Origin of the sequence: Streptomyces sp. W1SF4 (assembly GCF_003950035.1) — a bacterium.
GTDB lineage: Bacteria > Actinomycetota > Actinomycetes > Streptomycetales > Streptomycetaceae > Streptomyces > Streptomyces racemochromogenes.
The window spans coordinates 5,853,219-5,869,934 of sequence record NZ_CP034350.1 but is presented as its reverse complement, the minus strand read 5'-3'; the positions used below and the strand labels follow the sequence as shown (position 1 = coordinate 5,869,934).

The 16,716-nt window shown below is 73.9% G+C and carries 14 protein-coding genes; 2 read left to right on the top strand and 12 right to left on the bottom strand.

What is annotated here, in order from left to right; genetic code table 11:
• Positions 1-15: 15 nt before the first annotated feature.
• The 12 genes from D1J60_RS27450 to D1J60_RS27395 form a co-directional block, all read right to left on the bottom strand.
• A complete protein-coding gene (locus tag D1J60_RS27450; RefSeq protein WP_125822880.1) occupies positions 16-1,758 on the bottom strand; it encodes an ABC transporter substrate-binding protein in 1,743 nt (580 codons plus the stop codon).
• Positions 1,759-1,941: 183 nt separating this feature from the next.
• Positions 1,942-2,652, bottom strand: coding sequence for a GntR family transcriptional regulator (locus D1J60_RS27445; protein WP_125822879.1), 711 nt, complete (start codon positions 2,650-2,652; stop codon positions 1,942-1,944).
• Between the two features lie 56 nt (positions 2,653-2,708).
• Positions 2,709-3,641 (bottom strand): ornithine cyclodeaminase family protein, encoded by a 933-nt coding sequence (locus D1J60_RS27440; protein WP_125824206.1) that lies wholly within the window; start codon positions 3,639-3,641, stop codon positions 2,709-2,711.
• 29 nt (positions 3,642-3,670) lie between these two features.
• Entirely contained in the window at positions 3,671-4,690 is a 1,020-nt protein-coding gene (locus D1J60_RS27435) for a proline racemase family protein (protein ID WP_164720976.1), read from the bottom strand.
• Positions 4,687-5,691: a proline racemase family protein gene (locus D1J60_RS27430; protein WP_125822878.1), complete on the bottom strand. Its 1,005-nt coding sequence runs from the start codon at positions 5,689-5,691 to the stop codon at positions 4,687-4,689. The genes D1J60_RS27435 and D1J60_RS27430 overlap by 4 nt, the downstream gene beginning before the upstream one ends.
• 17 nt (positions 5,692-5,708) lie before the next feature.
• Positions 5,709-6,635, bottom strand: a complete 927-nt coding sequence (locus D1J60_RS27425) for a dihydrodipicolinate synthase family protein (protein WP_125602849.1) — start codon at positions 6,633-6,635, stop codon at positions 5,709-5,711.
• 75 nt (positions 6,636-6,710) lie between these two features.
• Positions 6,711-8,174 carry an NAD(P)/FAD-dependent oxidoreductase gene (locus tag D1J60_RS27420; protein ID WP_125822877.1) on the bottom strand — a complete coding sequence of 488 codons (1,464 nt, stop codon included), beginning with the start codon at positions 8,172-8,174 and terminating at the stop codon, positions 6,711-6,713.
• Positions 8,155-8,469, bottom strand: coding sequence for a (2Fe-2S)-binding protein (locus D1J60_RS27415; protein WP_206436674.1), 315 nt, complete (start codon positions 8,467-8,469; stop codon positions 8,155-8,157). Before D1J60_RS27415 ends, D1J60_RS27420 begins: the two co-directional genes overlap by 20 nt.
• 197 nt (positions 8,470-8,666) lie before the next feature.
• Positions 8,667-9,821 (bottom strand): FAD-binding oxidoreductase, encoded by a 1,155-nt coding sequence (locus tag D1J60_RS27410; protein WP_125822875.1) that lies wholly within the window; start codon positions 9,819-9,821, stop codon positions 8,667-8,669.
• A gap of 92 nt (positions 9,822-9,913) precedes the next feature.
• A complete protein-coding gene (locus D1J60_RS27405; RefSeq protein ID WP_125822874.1) occupies positions 9,914-12,310 on the bottom strand; it encodes a collagenase in 2,397 nt (798 codons plus the stop codon).
• 288 nt (positions 12,311-12,598) lie between these two features.
• Complete coding sequence (locus tag D1J60_RS27400; protein ID WP_125594750.1) at positions 12,599-12,997, bottom strand: RidA family protein; 399 nt, start codon at positions 12,995-12,997, stop codon at positions 12,599-12,601.
• Positions 12,994-14,118 (bottom strand): acyl-CoA dehydrogenase family protein, encoded by a 1,125-nt coding sequence (locus D1J60_RS27395; protein WP_125594751.1) that lies wholly within the window; start codon positions 14,116-14,118, stop codon positions 12,994-12,996. The genes D1J60_RS27400 and D1J60_RS27395 overlap by 4 nt, the downstream gene beginning before the upstream one ends.
• Before the next feature lie 134 nt (positions 14,119-14,252).
• Between D1J60_RS27395 and D1J60_RS27390 the strand changes: the two genes are divergently transcribed.
• Positions 14,253-15,872, top strand: a complete 1,620-nt coding sequence (locus D1J60_RS27390; protein ID WP_125822873.1) for an AMP-binding protein — start codon at positions 14,253-14,255, stop codon at positions 15,870-15,872.
• 4 nt (positions 15,873-15,876) lie between these two features.
• Positions 15,877-16,683: a PaaX family transcriptional regulator C-terminal domain-containing protein gene (locus tag D1J60_RS27385; RefSeq protein ID WP_125594753.1), complete on the top strand. Its 807-nt coding sequence runs from the start codon at positions 15,877-15,879 to the stop codon at positions 16,681-16,683.
• Positions 16,684-16,716: the final 33 nt, after the last annotated feature.

Sequence of the window (16,716 nt, the reverse complement as noted above, 5' to 3'; positions counted from 1 at the left end):
TGGCCTCGGGGTTCCTCAGCCCTGGCTCTTGGACGGGTCCTTGAGGCCGACGGTCCCGTAGTCGATGGTGCCGGTCCAGGAGGGGTGGCCGTAGGCGCCGGCGATGTTGGGGCCGACGAGCAGCGGCTTGCGCTCCATGAGGACCGGGATGGAGGGGGACTTCTTCATGATCTCGGCGTCGAGGTCGATCCAGGCCTGGTTGGCCTGCTTCGCGTCGGCCATCGCGTTGATCTCGTCGATCCGCTTCATGGTGGCCTCGTCGCGGAACTGGGAGTAGTTGCCCTGGTTGCCCTTGTCCTTGATGGTGCGTCCGTCGAAGACGAAGGGCATCCAGGTGGAGCCGGAGGGGTAGTCGGGGCACCAGCCGGTGTAGGTCATGTCGGGGGTGGTGGAGAGGTCGCCGATGACGTCGTAGTACGCGCCGGGGTCGACGGTGTCGATGACGACCTGGATGCCGGCCCGGGACAGGCCCTGCTGGATGGCCTCGGCCTTGCCCTTGTCGCCGGTGGAGACGGAGAGGGTGACCTTGAGGTTCTCCTTGCCGGCGGCCTTGAGGAGTTCCTTCGCCTTGGCCGGGTCGCCGGCCGGGGGGATCTTCAGGGTGTCGGCCTGCTTGCCGCCGGAGAGGGCCGGGGGCAGGTAGGCGGTGGCGACCTCGTTGAGGGCGGGGCCGCCGCCCGCGGTGATGACGGCCTCCTTGTCGACCGCGTACTGCATGGCCTCGCGGACCTTGGGGTCGTTGAAGGGGGCGCGGGAGTTGTTCAGGTGGAGCATGACCGTACAGCCCTGGGACTCGGCGAGCATGCGGGCCTTGACCTCGGGCTTGGGCAGCACCTTGGGGGCGCTCTCGGGACGCATGTTGGCGTACTCGACGGCGGAGGCGTCGGCGCCCTCGCCGGCGATGATGCGGTCGTCGATCTGGCCGCCCTTGAGGCCCATGACGACCACGAACTTGTCCGGGTAGGCCTTGCGGACGGTGTCGGTCCTGGGGTCCCAGTGCTCGTTGCGGACGAGCACGAGCTTCTTGTCGCGGTCGTACGTCTCGATCTTGTACGGGCCGGAGGAGAACGGGCGGGCGTCGTACTGGGTGCCCTTCTCCTGGGACTGCGGGACGGGCGCGAAGGTGGGGAGGGTGGCGGTCTGCGAGAACTCGGCGACGGGGCGCTTGAGTTCGAAGACGATCGTGCGGTCGTCGGGGGTCTTGACGGAGTCGAGGTGCTGTCCCTGGAGCGGGCCCTTGTAGCCTTCGGCGCCGGCCAGGTACTGGGCGGCGTAGTCGGGGCCGCCGGTCAGGTCGGGGGCGAAGGAGCGCTCGACGTTGTACTTGACGTCCTGGGCCTTGATGGGGCTGCCGTCCTCGTACTTGAGGCCTTCCTTGAGGGTGAAGGTCCAGGTGCGGCCGCCGTTGGAGGGGGTGCCGAGGTCGGTGGCGAGGTCGGGGACGAGCTCACTGCCGGCCTTGCCGGGCTCCGCCTTGAAGGTGACGAGCGTGCGGTAGAGCAGCCGGGTGCCGAAGTCCATCGTCGGCATCGTCCAGTTGCGGGCCGGGTCCAGGTGGGAGAAGTCCTGGTTGGACAGGACGGTGAGGGTGCCGCCCTTGACCGGGGTACCGCCCAGGACCTTCCCGTCGTTGCCGGCGGCGGGGTTGGACGCGCCGCCGGCCGCGGGGCCCTTCTTGGGGTCGGAGCATCCCGAGGCGCCGAGTACGAGCGCCGCCACCAGGGCGGTGGCGAGGGTGAGCTGGGTGCGCTTGGTCATGGGTCACTCCAGGGAAGGGCCGCGCTTCAGCACGCTTGAGCACGCGCTTTAGGATGTGACCGGTAACATAGTAATGTGAAATTGTACTGACAAGAGGTTGCCGCCGCCGTTATCCAGCCGTGTCCAAATCCGTTGCCGGAAACGCGAGTTGGGCCCGGACCGATAGGTCCGGGCCCTGCGGGGTCAGACGCCCGAGCCGAGACCGCCCTGGGGGCGGCCCACGGGCTCGTCGCGGCCCTGCGCCCAGAGCGAGCGGACGTGGCCCAGGTGGCGCTGCATGCAGGCCTCGGCCGCCTCCGCGTCACCGGCGATCATCAGGTCGAGCAGCTCGATGTGCTCCTCGGCGGAGGAGACCAGCTTGCCGGCCTCGTCCAGGCCCGTGAGGCCGTACAGCCGGGAGCGCTTGCGCAGGTCGCCGACGGTCTCGACCAGGCGCTCGTTGCCGGCGAGGGCGAGCAGCCCGAGGTGGAAGCGGCGGTCGGCCTCCAGGTAGCCGATGAGGTTGTGCTCGCGGGCGCTGCTGACGATCTCCTCGGCGACCGGGCGCAGCTGCTCCAGCTGCTCCGCCGTGGCCATCCGGGTGACCCGGCCGACGGTCGGGACCTCGATCATCGTGCGGAGTTCGGTGTACTGGTCGAGGTCGCGCTCGCTGACCTCGGTGATCCGGAAGCCCTTGTTGCGGACCGGCTCCACCAGGCCCTCGCGGGCGAGGTCCAGCATGGCCTCGCGGACCGGGGTGGCCGAGACCCCGAGCTCGGCGGCGAGGCCCGGGGCCGAGTAGACGCTGCCGGGGCGCAGCTCACCCGCTATCAGCGCGGCGCGCAGGGCGTGGCCGACCTGGTCGCGCAGCCGCTCCTGGGCCTTGATGAGACTGTGCTGCTTCAGGTCACCCATTGCTCTTCCTCCGAGACCCCGCACACCACCGACGTGCGGAGGAACAGCGTACAATGTCACGTTTCGCTGTTCGCTCCGGTCGCGTGGTACATCGCCACCGCGACGGCAAGATCTTCCCAGGCCATGCCCACGCTCTTGAAGAGCTGTGGACAACTCGGCCTCCCGCCCGGGCCATTGCGCCCCGAGACCAGGTCGGCGAGGGTGCCGGCGATGTGACCGGGCCCGATCGCCCCCTCGGCCTCCGGCACCAGCAGGTCCCCGGCCTCGCGCAGCGCGGCCGCCCGCGACTCCACGTACACCGCCGCGCGTCGCACGAGGGCGGTGTCGGTCTCCCGGGCGTCCGGCTCGTGCGAGCCGACGGCGACGACCACCGCCCCCGGGGCCACCAGGCGCCCGTCGAAGAGCGGCTCGCGGGCGGTGGTGCAGCACAGGACCAGGTCGGCTCCGGCCACGTCGGCGGGCGTGCCCGTGCGGGCCGGGACGCCCAGGCCCCGCGCGTGCGCCGCGAGCCGTTCCGCGCGGCCCGGGTCGCGGGCCACCACCACCGCCCCGGCCAGGTCCCGCAGTTCCAGCACCGCTTCGAGGTGCCCGTACGCCTGCGGTCCCGAGCCGAACAGCACCAGCCGCAGCGGGCGCCCGGGAGCGGTCAGGTACCGCAGGGCGAGCGCGGAGACCGCCGGGGTGCGCAGGGCCGTCAGGGCGGCGCCGTCCAGGAGGGCCAGCGGGCGCAGGGTGGGGCCGTCCAGCAGGAGGTAGCTGCCGGTGATCCGGGGCAGTCCCCGCGCCGGGTTGCCGGGGGCCACCCCGGCGATCTTCACCCCCGCGTACGCGCCCGACGCGGCCGGCATCAGCAGCAGTTCGCCGCCGGGCGCCGGCACGCTGGTGCGCTGCGGGCAGGCCTCCGGGTCCAGGCCGGCGCGCAGGGCGGCCTCCAGGGCGTCGGCGGCCCGCCCCGCGGTGAGCAGGCCGGCCGTCTCGCGGGCGTCCAGCTGGAGGAGGCCCGCGGCGGGGAGGCCCGTCACAGCAGGAAGCCCGCGCCGAGGGCGTCGTACGGGTCGGCGGTGAAGGCGTGCTCGCCGGTGCGGTAGGCGGCCCCGGTGACCTCGGTGACCCCGCCCGCGAGGAACCGCCCGGTGAAGACGGTGCCGGTCACCGACTCGTGCAGCAGGTCCTCCCCCGCCCCCAGCCGGCCGTCCTCCGCCAGCAGCGCGAGCCGGGCGGAGGTGCCCGAACCGCAGGGCGAGCGGTCGACCTGCCCGTCGGCGAAGACGGTGACGTTGCGCTGGTGCGGCCCGAAGGGGGTGTCGGGGAGCTCCTCGTACAGCACCACCCCGTAGACCCCGGACAGCAGCGGGCCGCCGGGGTGCCAGGTCGCCGGGTGGGTGGCCAGGGCGGCCCGGACCTCCCGTCCGGCGCGCACGAGCTCGGGCAGGGCGGCGCGGGTGACCTCCAGGCCGAGGTCCCGCGCGGCGACCGAGGCGTAGCAGGCCCCGGCGTGGGCGATGTCCACCTCCGCGAGGCCGAGGGTGGTGGCGACCGGGACCTTGCGGGCGGCCACCCGGGCCGGGACGTTGCGGAAGGTGACCCCGCTGGTGCGGCCCTGGGACCGGTGGACGGTGGCGGTGACCCGGCCCGACGGCACGTCGATGCGGACCTGGGCGTCCCCGTCGTCGGGCGCCGGGACGCGGCCGGTGTCCACGGCCCAGGCGCCGAGCGCCATGGTGCCGTGGCCACAGGCGGTGGAGTAGCCGTCCTTGTGCCAGAACAGCACCCCCAGGTGGGCGCCGTCGTCGTCCGGGGGCACCACGAACCCCCCGTACATGCCGGCGTGCCCGCGCGGCTCCTGCACCAGCAGGCGCCGCACCTCGTCCAGCGGGCTGCGGCGCGGCATGGTGCCGGAGCCCCCGGGGCCGATGGCCGTGGCGCAGCGCTCGGCGACGGTGTCACCGGGGACGGGGGGCAGCCCGCCGGCGGTGAAGTCGACGATCCGGAAGGGCTCGCCCGCCGTGTGGTAGTCGGTGGTGCGGACGGTGGTCACAGCAGGAACCCTCCGGGGAAGGGGTCGGTCGGGTCGAGGAAGTACTGGGCGGTGCCGGTGATCCAGGCCCGCCCGGTGACGGTGGGGACCACCGCCGGCCGGCCGCCGACCGTGGTCTCCCCGACGAGGCGGCCGGTGAACTCGGTGCCGATGAAGGACTCGTTGACGAAGTCCGTGCCGAGCGGCAGCAGCCCCCGGGCGTGCAGCTGGGCCATGCGCGCGCTGGTCCCCGTACCGCAGGGCGAGCGGTCGAACCAGCCGGGGTGGATGGCCATGGCGTGCCGGGAGCGGCGGGCGTCGGAGCCGGGGGCGGCGAGATAGACGTGCTTGACCCCGGCGATGGAGGGGTTCTCGGGGTGGACGGGGCGGTCGGGTCCGGCGTTGACCGCGTCCATGACCGCGAGGCCGGCGGCGATCAGGTCGTCCTTGCGGGCCCGGTCGAAGGGCAGTCCGAGGGCGTCGAGTTCGACGAAGGCGTAGAAGTTGCCGCCGTAGGCGAGGTCGTAGCCGACCGTGCCGAATCCGGGCACCTCGGCCTTCAGGCCGAGGCCCACGCAGAAGGCCGGGACGTTGGTGAGGGTGACGGCGGTGGCCGCGCCGTCCTCGACGCGTACGTCGACGCTCACCAGTCCGGCCGGGGTGTCGAGCCGGACCGTGGTGACCGGCTCGACGGCCGGGACCATGCCGGTCTCGACCAGGACGGTGGCCACCCCGATCGTCCCGTGCCCGCACATGGGCAGCAGGCCCGACACCTCGATGTAGAGCACGCCGAAGTCGGCGTCGGGCCGGGTGGGGGGCTGCAGGATGGCACCGCTCATCGCCGCGTGGCCGCGCGGTTCGTACATGAGCAGGGTGCGGACGTGGTCCATGTGCTCCATGAAGTGGAGCCGCTTGTCGGCCATGGTGGCACCGGGGATCACCCCGACGCCGCCGGTGATCACCCGCGTGGGCATGCCCTCGGTGTGGGAGTCCACGGCGTGGTAGATGTGGCGCGTGCGCATTCCAGTCCCCCCGGGGATCAGTTGAGGCCTTCGGCCAGGGCCTTCTCGGTGGCGGCGCGCACGGCGGCCTCGGTCTCCCCGGTGAGGGGGAAGCGCGGGGGGCGGGTGGCGCCGCCGGGGCGTCCGGCGAGGTCCATGGAGAGCTTGATGGCCTGGACGAACTCGGTCTTGGAGTCCCAGCGCAGCAGGGAGTGCAGGGACTTGTAGAGCGGCAGGGCGGTGGCGAGGTCGCCGGCGACGGCGGCCCGGTACAGGGTCGCGCAGGACCGCGGCAGGGCGTTGGGGTAGCCGGCGATCCAGCCGACGGCGCCGGCGAGGGCGAGTTCGAGCAGGACGTCGTCGGCGCCGATGAGCAGGTCGAGGCCCGGGGCGAGCTCGGCGATCTCGTAGGCGCGGCGGACGTCTCCGCTGAACTCCTTGACGGCGACGATGCTGCCGTCGGCGTGCAGGCGGGCGAGGAGCGCGGGGGTCAGGTCGACCTTGGTGTCGTACGGGTTGTTGTACGCGACCACCGGCAGGCCCGACCGGGCGACCTCGGCGTAGTGGGCGCGCACGGTCTCGTCGTCGGCGCGGAAGGCGTTGGGGGGCAGGAGCAGGACCGAGCCCGCGCCGGCCTCGGCGGCCTGGTCGGCCCAGCGGCGGGCCTCGGCGCTGCCGTACGCGGCCACGCCGGGCATCACGCGGGCGCCGTCGCCGGCGGCCTCGACGGCGGTGCGGACGACACGGGCCCGCTCCTCGTCGGTGAGGGTCTGGTACTCGCCGAGGGAGCCGTTGGGGACGACGCCGTCGCAGCCGTTGGCGATGAGCCAGGCGACGTGTTCGGCGTAGGCGTCGTGGTCGACGGAGAGGTCCGCGCGCAGGGGCAGGGCGGTGGCGACCATGATGCCGTGCCAGGGGCGGGTGCGGGTGTCGGCGCTGGGCGCGGGGGTGGGCGCGTGGGTCATGAAGGACTCCCTAGTGTGGTGTGTGACATTTTACTAGTGGGCGTGAGTCGGCCACAAGGGTCCGGGCGGACCCGATCAGTGGCCCGGGGCGGGAAGTTCGGCGTCCGGTGACGCCGGCGGCGGAGCCTGCGGCTCCAGGGCCGCGAGGTGGCGCAGCGGGACCGGGCAGGACAGGGGGCGCCGGTCGGGTGCCGGGGCCCCGCCCGTCAGGGCCGCCACGGCCGGACCGCACATCCGGCCCTGGCACCAGCCCATTCCGGCCCGGGTGAGGAGCTTGACCGTACGGGCGTCCCGCGCCCCCAGGTCCCGCACCGCCTCGCGGATCCGGCCGGCCGGGACCTCCTCGCAGCGGCAGACGTCCGTCTCCTCCCGCAGCCAGCCCGTCCAGCCGGTACCCGGGCGGTGGGCGGCGGCCATCGCGTCGGCGAAGGCGCGCAGCCGGGCGCGGCGGCGGACCAGGGCGGCGGGGGCCGGGCGGCCCGCTGCCGCGTGCGCGGCGATCTCCCCCTCGGTGAGGGCGAGTTCGGCTCCGCCGATGCCGCCCGTCTCCCCGGCGGACCAGATGCCGGGCACCGAGGTGCGCTGCTCCGCGTCCACGTCCAGGGCGGCCGTGCCGTCGGCCGTCTCGCGGGTGGCGCAGCCGAGGGCGGTGGCCAGTTCCAGCTGCGGCACCAGGCCGTGGCCCACGGCGAGGGCGTCGCAGGGGATCCGGCGGGCGGTGCCGGGCAGGGGCCGCCAGTCGCCGTCGAGGCGGGTGACGGTGACGGCCTCCACGCGGGTGGTGCCGTGCGCCTCGGTGACGGCGTGCCGGGTCAGCAGCCGGACGCCGTGGCGCAGCAGGGCGCCGCCGTACGCGGCGCCTTCGACGAGCTTGGCGGGGTTGCGCAGGAGGGCGGGGGCCTGGGGGGCGTACGCGGTGTACGCGGCGGCCTCGACCACGGCGGGGACGGTGGCCCCCGCGGCGGCGAGGGAACCGGCCACGGCGAGCAGGAGGGGGCCGGAGCCGGCGACGACGACGCGGCGGCCGGGCAGGACGAGGTTGTTCTTCAGCATGGCCTGGGCGCCGCCGGCGCCGACCACCCCGGGGAGGGTCCAGCCGGGGAACGGCAGCTGGCGCTCGTAGGCGCCGGTGGCCAGGAGGACGTGGCGGGCGCGGAGGGCCGCCGGGGTCTCGTCGGGGGCGTGGCCCGCCACGGCGTGCAGGATCCAGCCGTCTTCCCCGGCCGGGACCACCGTCCAGACGTGGTGGGCCGGGAGGTACGTGACGCGGCCCGCCTCGCGGTGGGCGCGGAGGGCGGCCTCACGGGTGGCGAAGGCGCGCCAGCCGTGGTGCAGGGCCTGGGGGCGGGTGGCGCCGAGGGCGGGGGCGGGGTGGCGGTAGTACTGGCCGCCGGGGCGGTCGGCGGCGTCCAGGAGGGTGACGCGCAGACCGAGGCGGGCGGCGGTGACGGCCGCGGCCAGGCCGGCGGGGCCGGCGCCGATCACCGCCAGGTCGGCGGTCCGGTCCGGGGTGGTGTGCTCAGACGGCGAGGTCGGCATGGCCGGTGCCCTCCTGGGTGGTGACGGAGTCTCCGGGGCGGGCCGGGACGAGGCAGGCCCGCTGGTTGGGGCGGCCGTTGACGGTGGCGAGGCAGTCGTAGCAGGCGCCGATGCCGCAGAAGGCCCCGCGGGGGGTGCCGCCCTCGCGGGTGGTGCGCCAGGCGAGGATTCCGGCGGCCCAGAGGACGGCCGCGAGGGACTGGCCCTGCTGGGCCGGGAGTTCGCGGCCGTCGAAGGTCACGGGGAACGTAGCCTCCGGGCTGCCGCCCACCAGCTCGCGCGGGCTGCGCATCAGGGGTCTCCTCGGGGTTGGTCGGTGTGCCGTTGCCCTGGCCGGGCGGGGTGCGGGTGGGGCGGGGGTGGGGTGCGGGTGGGGTGGCTGCGGGGCCGGGGACGGGGACGGGGCGGGGTGTCGTCCGGGACGGGCTTCGATGTTCGGCGCCTGATCCGGGTCCGGCTGTACGAGGTACCGCGCGCCGAAATCATCTCGTTTTAGTCCCGGACGACACCCCGCCCCGTCCCCGTCCCCTCCGGGAACCGGTCCGGGCGGAACGGGTGCGGGGGCGCCGGGGGTTCGGCTCCGGTCAGGGCGGCGGCGATGAGAGCTCCCGTCGCGGGGGCCAGGCCGATGCCGGCGCCCTCGTGGCCGCAGGCGTGGAAGAGACCGGGCACCCGGGGGTCGGCGCCGATCGCCGGGAGGTGGTCCGGGAGGTAGGGGCGGAAGCCGTGGTAAGTGCGCATGACGCGGACGTCCGCCAGGAAGGGGAAGAGCGCCGCGGCCTGGGCGGCCAGGCGGCGGAGGGCCTCGGTGGAGAGGGTGCGGTCGAAGCCGACGCGTTCGCGGGTGGCGCCGATGAGGACCGGGCCGGAAGGGGTGCCCTCCACCACTCCGGAGGACTGGAGCGCCGCCGAGTCGCTGGCCACGTCGGCGACGTAGTCCGCCGCGTAGACCTTGTGGCGGATGACGGGGGGCAGGGGTTCCGTGACCAGGACGAAGCCCCTGCGGGGGAGGACGGGCAGGTCCGTTCCCGCGAGAGCCGCGATGGCGCCGGCCCATGTGCCCGCCGCGTTCACGACGTGGGGTGCGTGGAGGGTGCGGTGGGCCGTGCGGACGCCCGTGATGTTTCCGTTGTGGGTGAGGAGGCCCGTGACCTCCTCCCCCAAGTGGAGTTCGGCGCCTGACGCCTTGAGGAGCTGGGCCGCCGCCTGGGCGGGCTGGACCTGGGCGTCCTGGGGGTAGTGGAAGCCGCCCGCCAGGCCCCGGGCCAGGTGGGGCTCCAGGTCGTACAGGGCGTCCGGGCCCACCTCGGCGGAGACGACCCCGGCGGCGCGCTGGCCCTCGGCGAAGTCGCGCAGGGCCTTGAGGGTGGTGTCGTCCGGGGCGACGACCAGGCCGCCCTTGGTCTCGTACTCGACGGCGTGCGGGAGTTCGGCGGCGAGGTCCCGCCAGAGTTGCGCCGACAGGAGGGCCAGGCCGAGTTCGGGGCCGGCCCCCTTGTCGGAGACGAGCAGGTTGCCCTCGCCCGCGCCGGTGGTGCCGCCCGCGACGGGGCCGCGGTCCACCACCGCCACGGAGAGGCCGGAGCGGCTCGCGTAGTACGCGCACGCGGCTCCGACGACGCCGGCGCCAATGATCACGACGTCCATGGTCAGTAATATGTCACATTCTTTTGAGAGTGCCTAGGGTGGCCCGGCCGGCCCCGCCCCCCGTACGGATCCGGGGCCGGCCGGGCGCGCGGTCAGCTGCGGAGCGGGCCTTCGCAGCTGTAGGAGGAGGTGCCCGCCGCCTTGTTGTCCCAGATCTCCACCGGGCCGAAGGAGCAGTTCATGTCGGCGAGGTTGTTGGAGGCGGCCCCCGCCCGGTCGAGGATGAAGTAGTCCACCGTCTCCGACATGTCCTTGAAGTTCTGGTCGTCACTGCGCCAGTTCTTCAGGTTGGCGGTGATCCGGCCGGTACAGGTGAAGCGGCGCTTGCCGGGGTCGCCGTTCTCCACGCAGTCGGGCGTGTTGTACGTGGCCGCCGCGAAGGAGGACTTCACCGAGGCGAGCGCGGCGTCGCGCAGCCGCTCGTTGGGGGTGAAGGCGGTGTTCGGGACGTAGAGCTGGTCCACCTTGGCGATCTGGGCGTCCAGGAAGCGGTTGTAGTCGCGCTGGAGGTAGGTGTCCGCGCCCGTGCGGTGGCGCCACGCGTCGTACCCGGCGACGTCGTTGGCGCGCAGGTACCCGTACATCTCGCGCAGCAGCGAGGGCTTCTCGGTCCACAGGAACTCGAAGAAGGTGCCCGCGTAGCTGTAGAAGCGGAAGCCGTCACCGTCGTAGGTCGCGTTGAGCAGCTGCTCGACGGTCATGCGCGGCCCGCCGCCGGCGGTGTCGTTGATGACGCTCTTGACCAGGGACTTGCGGACGGCGATGCCGTTGTCGCGGGTGGCGCCGTCGAAGAACTCGGCGGTGCCCTCGTCCATGGCGGTCGTGCGGTCGCCCTCGTACCAGGGGCCCTGGCCGAAGGAGCCGGGCACGGCGAAGCGGCCGTTGAGGTAGTGGGTGTACTCGTGACGGAAGAGCTCTTCCAGGGTGAGGGAGGAGTCCTGCGGGACGCGGCGCTGGTAGGTGTAGAAGGTGGCGCCGTTCTCGATGTAGATGCCGCCGTTGTTGGTGCCGTAGCCGGTCAGGATCGGGTGGTAGTTCTCGTAGTCGGCGCGGGAGGCGTACAGCACGATGTTGAGGGTGCTGTTGGGGTCCCCGGCGAGCGGCTGGTCGGTGCCTATGACGCGGTGGAACTGCGTCTTGACCTGCTTGCTGGCGTAGTAGAGCTGGTCGACGGTGGCCTTGTCGAGGGCGGTGCGGACCTTGATGGCGCCGTTGTCGTAGCTGTAGGTGTACGGGAAGAGCTGCTTCTCGATGTCCTCCTTGCAGACCCCGTACTGCTTGCAGGCGCCGTAGAAGTTGAGCCAGGAGACGATCTTCGCCCAGGCGTCGGTGCCGTGGCCGGACCTGACGCGGTCCAGCATGCCGCCGAGGTCGGCGACGACCTGGTCCTTGAGGCCCTCCACCTGGCCGAAGCGGGCGTACTCGCTGAGGGCGTCGCGCGCCACCCAGGCGTTGCCGGTGCCCTTGAGGTACGTGTAGTCGGCGAAGGCCTTGAAGGCGGCGCGGTACGAGGCGTCCCCCGCGACCGCCGCGTGGAAGGCCGCGTCCTGGTTGCCGGGGTAGACGCCCAGGTAGTTCGTGGAGAGGGCGGCGAGGACGGCGCCGGCCCAGCCGGCGTCGAGGTTGGTGGCCGGGTGGGCCGGGTCCATGGTGGCCAGGACCTTCTTGATCAGGCCGATCTGGTGGTGGCGCAGGCCGGGGCCGGCGGCGTAGAGGGCCTCGCGCAGGGTGCGGGCGTTGGACGGGGTGACGTCGAAGGTCCGTGCGGCGTTGCCGAAGTCGGCGATGGCCTGGCGTATCGCAGCGGTGGTGGGGGCGTCGGTGACGTCGATCTCGTCGCGGGAGAAGTCGTGGTAGGCGACGGCGTGCAGGTAGGTGAACATCTCCTCCAGATGGGAGGAGTTACGGCCGTCGTGGGCGGCGGCCAGGCTGGATATCCGGCGGGAGACGGCCTGGACGTGGGCGTCGGACATGACGGGCGCCAGGCGGGCGTCCCAGGTCCAGATCAGGCCGCGCAGGCAGCCGTCGGCGGTGACGGCCTGGTCGCCGAGGAAGTCGGCGAACTGCTCCGGGGTGAGGTTCTTGATCCCGTCGAGGGTGCAGGGGACGCCGGCGGCGACGCTCTTGGCGGTGGGGGCGGCCTGGGCGGACGTGCGGCTCTTCTCGGTGCGTTCGGCGGCCGCGGTGGAGCCCGGGGCCTCCACGGCGGGGGCGGCGCCGGGCACCCGGCCGTCGGTGACGGCCCTGCCGCCGGGGGCCGGTGCGGGCGCCGGGACGAGCGGCTCGGCGTCGGCCCGGCGGTCGACCTCGTCGAAGGGGTTGGGCGCCGCGGCGGCGCCCTGGGCTCCGGCGGCGAAGGTGGCCGCGGGGGCGGCCGTGGGGGTGACCCGTTCCGCCGCCTGCGTCGAGGCCTGGCCGGCGGTGGCGAGGAGGGTGACCGTGACGGCGGTGGCGAGGAGAGACGTACGCACAGCTCTGTGCTGGAACACCGAGGACTCCTGTTGGGAGGGAGGTGGGGGAAAGGTGCGAACTGCCCTGCGTCACGCGGCGTTTGACGGGGATTAACGTGCCGCGGTGTGAGCTGTAACATAGTAATGTGAAATTGCACTGGCAAGACCTGTGCGCACACCAGTTCAGTACTTCTCGAGGCGGCCTCCGGCCGCAGGGCCGGCTGTCAGGCCGTCAGGTGGGGCCGGAGGTCCCGCTCAGCGGCTGTTCGCCGATCCGGACGGGCACGGTGGTGATCCGGCCGGGCCGGGCGCCCGCGGGAGCACCGCCTACGGGAGCACCGCGATGCCGTCCAGTTCCAGCCGGGCCTCGGTGTCCCACAGGCGGACCACCCCGACGACCGCCATCGCCGGGTAGTCGCGGCCCGCGAGGCGGCGCCAGACGCGGCCCAGTTCGGCGGCGTGCGCGCGGTACTCCTCCACGTCCACCGCGTACACCGTCACCCGGGCCAGGTCGCCGGGGTGGCCGCCGGCCGCCGCGAGGGCGGTCAGCAGGTTGGCGAGGGCCCGCTCGAACTGCTCGGGCAGGCTGTCGCCGACCACCTTCCCGGAGCCGTCCAGCGCGGTCTGGCCGGCCAGGAAGACGATGCGCGAGCCGGTGGCCGACACCGCGTGGGAGAAGCCGGTGGCCGGGGACAGCTCCGGGGGGTTGAGGCGTTCGGGACTCATCGCGCCGCCACCCCCCGGTAGAGCTCCTTGGCGATGATGGTGCGCTGCACCTCGCTCGCCCCCTCGTAGATCCTGGGCGCCCGCACCTCGCGGTAGAGGTGCTCCAGCAGGTGGCCCCGGCGCAGGGCGGCCGCGCCGTGCAGCTGGACGGCGTGGTCCACCACGTACTGGGCCGTCTCCGTGGCGAGGAGCTTGGCCATGGCGGCCCGGCCCGGCACGCCGGGGGCGCCGCTGTCGTACGCGCCGGCCGCCGCGTACACCAGCAGCCGGGCGGCCTCGGTGCGGGTGGCCATCTCCGCCACGCGGTGCGCGACCGCCTGGAGGTCGGCGAGCACTCCGCCGAAGGCGGTCCGGCCGGCCGTGTGGGCCACGGTCGCGTCGAGCGCGGCGCGCGCCATGCCGACCGCGAAGGCGCCCACGCTGGGCCGGAAGAGGTTCAGGGTCTCCATCGCGACGCGGAACCCCTGCCCGGGCCCGCCCAGCACGTCCTCGCGGCCGACGGGCACGCCGTCGAAGGCGAGCGAGCCGATCGGGTGCGGGGAGAGCATCTCCAGGGCCTCGCCGGTCAGTCCCGGGCGGTCCGCGGGGACCAGGAAGGCCGTGATGCCCTTCGCTCCCGGCGCCTCACCCGTACGGGCGAAGACGGTGTAGAAGTCGGCCTCGGGGGCGTTGGAGATCCAGCACTTGGTGCCCGTCAGGCGCCAGCCCGGCCCGTCCGCCCGCGCCGTCAGGGCGAGGGCCGCGGCGTCGGAGCCGGCACCCGGCTCGCTCAGTGCGAACGCCGCCACCTGCCGGCCGGCCCGGACCCCCGGGAGCCACCGCTCCCGCTGGGCGGCGCTGCCCGACCGGAGCACCGGGTGCGCGCCGAGCCCCTGGAGGGCGAGGGCGGTCTCCGCCTCCGTGCAGCCGTAGGCGAGGGACTCCCGCAGCAGGCACAGCTCCAGCGCCCCCGACCCGAAGACCCGTTCCAGCAGACCCAGTTCCCCCAGCTCGGCGAGGAGCGGCCGGTTCACCCGTCCGGGCTCGCCCTTCTCGGCGAGCGGCCGCAGCCGCTCCCGCGCGAGGGCGCGCAACCGGGCGCACCATTCCTCTTGTTCCGCCCCGAGCGCGAATGCGGCCATCCGAATGCCCCCACGTCCTGTCGACACTCTTATCGCGTCCTGTTGACTGCCGTCACCATCACGATACGCTCGGAACGTATTCGCACGGCCGGCTCCACCACAAAATCCGGACGTTGCAAGGGGGCGAACCCGCCTTGGAGCTCAAGCCATCCGCCCATGCCGACACCTTTGCCCGTGACCACCTGCCGCCCGCCCACGCCTGGCCGCAGCTCCTGTTCGAGCTGCCCGAACTGGCCTACCCGGACCGGCTGAACTGCGGCACCGAACTGCTCGACGCCACCATCGAACGGTTCGGACCGGACCGGCCCGCCTTCCGCGACGGCGCCGGCGGCGTGTGGTCGTACGCAGAGCTCCGCGAGCGCGTCGACGCCCTGGCCCACGTCCTCACCATCGACCTCGGCGTCGTCCCCGGCAACCGGGTGCTGCTGCGCGGACCCACCGGCCCCTGGCTCGCGGCCTGCTGGCTGGCGGTGATGAAGGCGGGCGCGGTGGCCGTCACCGTACTGGCCCAGCAGCGCGCCCAGGAACTGGCCACCGTCTGCGCCATGGCCGAGGTACGGCACGCCCTGTGCCACGTCGACGTCCTGGACGACCTGGCCAAGGCCGAGGTGCCCGGCCTGCGGATCACCCCCTACGGCGGCACGGCCGAGGACGACCTGCTGCGCCTCGCCCAGGCCCGCACCGGGCCCTACCGGGCCGTCGAGACCTCCGCCGACGACGTCGCGCTGATCGCCTTCACCTCCGGGACCACCGGCCGGCCCAAGGGCTGCATGCACTTCCACCGCGACCTCCTCGCCGTCGCCGACACCTTCTCCCGCCACGTCCTGCGCCCGCGCCCCGACGACGTGTTCGCGGGCAGTCCCCCGCTCGGGTTCACCTTCGGCCTCGGCGGACTGGTCGTCTTCCCGCTGCGCGCCGGCGCCAGCGCGCTGCTGCTGGAGCAGGCCACGCCCAGGGTGCTGCTGCCGGCCCTCGCCGAACACCGGGTGACCGTCCTGTTCACGGCGCCCACCGCCTACCGGTCGATGCTGGACACCCTGGGCCCGTACGACACGGGCGCCTACGACCTGTCGGCGCTGCGCCGCTGCGTGTCGGCCGGCGAGAACCTGCCCGCCGCGACCTGGCGGGCCTGGCACGAGCGCACCGGCCTGCGGATCATCAACGGCATCGGGGCCACCGAGCTGCTGCATATCTTCATCTCCGCCGCCGACGGGGACATCCGCCCCGGCACCACCGGCCGGGTGGTGCCCGGCTGGGAGGCCCGGGTGGTGGACCCCTGCGGGCGGCCCGTCGCCGACGACGAGCCGGGGCTGCTGGCGGTGCGCGGGCCGGTCGGCTGCCGCTACCTCGCCGACCCCCGGCAGGGCGAGTACGTCCGGGACGGCTGGAACCTGACCGGCGACACCTACGTCCGCGACCCCGACGGCTACTTCCGCTACGTCGCCCGCGCCGACGACATGATCATCTCCTCGGGCTACAACATCGCCGGCCCCGAGGTCGAGGAGGCCCTGCTGCGCCATCCGGACGTGGCGGAGGCCGCCGTCGTCGGCCGCCCGGACGAGCGGCGCGGGCAGATCGTGGTGGCGTACACCGTGCCCCGCGACGGGGCGGTGCTGACGGAGGAGGCCCTGCGGACGTTCATGAAGGGCGAGCTGGCCCCGCACAAGTGCCCGCGCTCCTTCGTCTTCCTGCCCGCGCTGCCGCGCACCCCCACCGGCAAACTGCAACGCTTCCGGCTCCGCGATCTAGAGTGAACCCGTGGTCGAGCAGCACACTCCGCGATCCCTGATCGTCACCTTCTACGGCGCCTACGGGCGGTCCTTCGAGGGCGCCGTCCCGGTGTCCGCGCTGGTCCGCCTGCTGGGCGCGGCCGGCGTCGACGCGCCCTCCGTCCGCTCCTCGGTGTCCCGGCTGAAGCGGCGCGGGTTCCTGGTGCCCGCGCGGGCCGCCGACGGTTCGGCCGGGTACGAGCCGTCCGAGGAGGCCCGGCTGCTGCTGGAGGACGGGGACCGGCGGATCTACGGGACCGTACCGGTGTCCCCGGAGTGGCTGGTCGCGGTGTTCTCCGTCCCGGAGCAGGAGCGGCACAAGCGGCACCTGCTGCGCTCGCGCCTGGCCCGACTGGGCTTCGGGGCGGTGGCGCCGGGCGTGTGGATCGCCCCCGCCCAGCTGGCCGAGGAGACCGGACACACCCTGGAGCGGCTGCACCTGACCGGGTACGTGGAGCTCTTCCGCGGCGCCCACGCCGGTTTCGCCCCCACCGCCGAGGCGGTGGCCCGCTGGTGGGACCTGGCCGCCCTGGCCAAGCAGCACGAGGAGTTCCTCGACCGGCACGAACCGGTCCTGCGCGCCCTCCAGTCGGGCCCCGGCCCCACCCCCGAGGCCGCCTACCGGGACTACCTGGCCGCCCTGGACACCTGGCGGCGGCTCCCCTACGCCGACCCGGGCCTGCCCCGCGAACTGCTCCCGGACAACTGGCCGGGCGACCGCTCCGCGGCCGTCTTCGCCGAGCTCCACACCCGGCTGCGCGACCTCGGCGCCCGCTTCGTGCGGCAGCGGCCGTAGGCCGTCCCCCGCGGGCGGAAATTGCGGTGCGGG

Coding starts and splice junctions, on each gene's coding strand:
- D1J60_RS27400 (WP_125594750.1), bottom strand. CDS start 12,997: ATGAGTCCCGAACGCCTCAACCCCCCGGAGCTGTCCCCGGCCACCGGC.
- D1J60_RS27430 (WP_125822878.1), bottom strand. CDS start 5,691: ATGCGCACGCGCCACATCTACCACGCCGTGGACTCCCACACCGAGGGC.
- D1J60_RS27420 (WP_125822877.1), bottom strand. CDS start 8,174: ATGCCGACCTCGCCGTCTGAGCACACCACCCCGGACCGGACCGCCGAC.
- D1J60_RS27410 (WP_125822875.1), bottom strand. CDS start 9,821: ATGGACGTCGTGATCATTGGCGCCGGCGTCGTCGGAGCCGCGTGCGCG.
- D1J60_RS27445 (WP_125822879.1), bottom strand. CDS start 2,652: ATGGGTGACCTGAAGCAGCACAGTCTCATCAAGGCCCAGGAGCGGCTG.
- D1J60_RS27395 (WP_125594751.1), bottom strand. CDS start 14,118: ATGGCCGCATTCGCGCTCGGGGCGGAACAAGAGGAATGGTGCGCCCGG.
- D1J60_RS27450 (WP_125822880.1), bottom strand. CDS start 1,758: ATGACCAAGCGCACCCAGCTCACCCTCGCCACCGCCCTGGTGGCGGCG.
- D1J60_RS27425 (WP_125602849.1), bottom strand. CDS start 6,635: ATGACCCACGCGCCCACCCCCGCGCCCAGCGCCGACACCCGCACCCGC.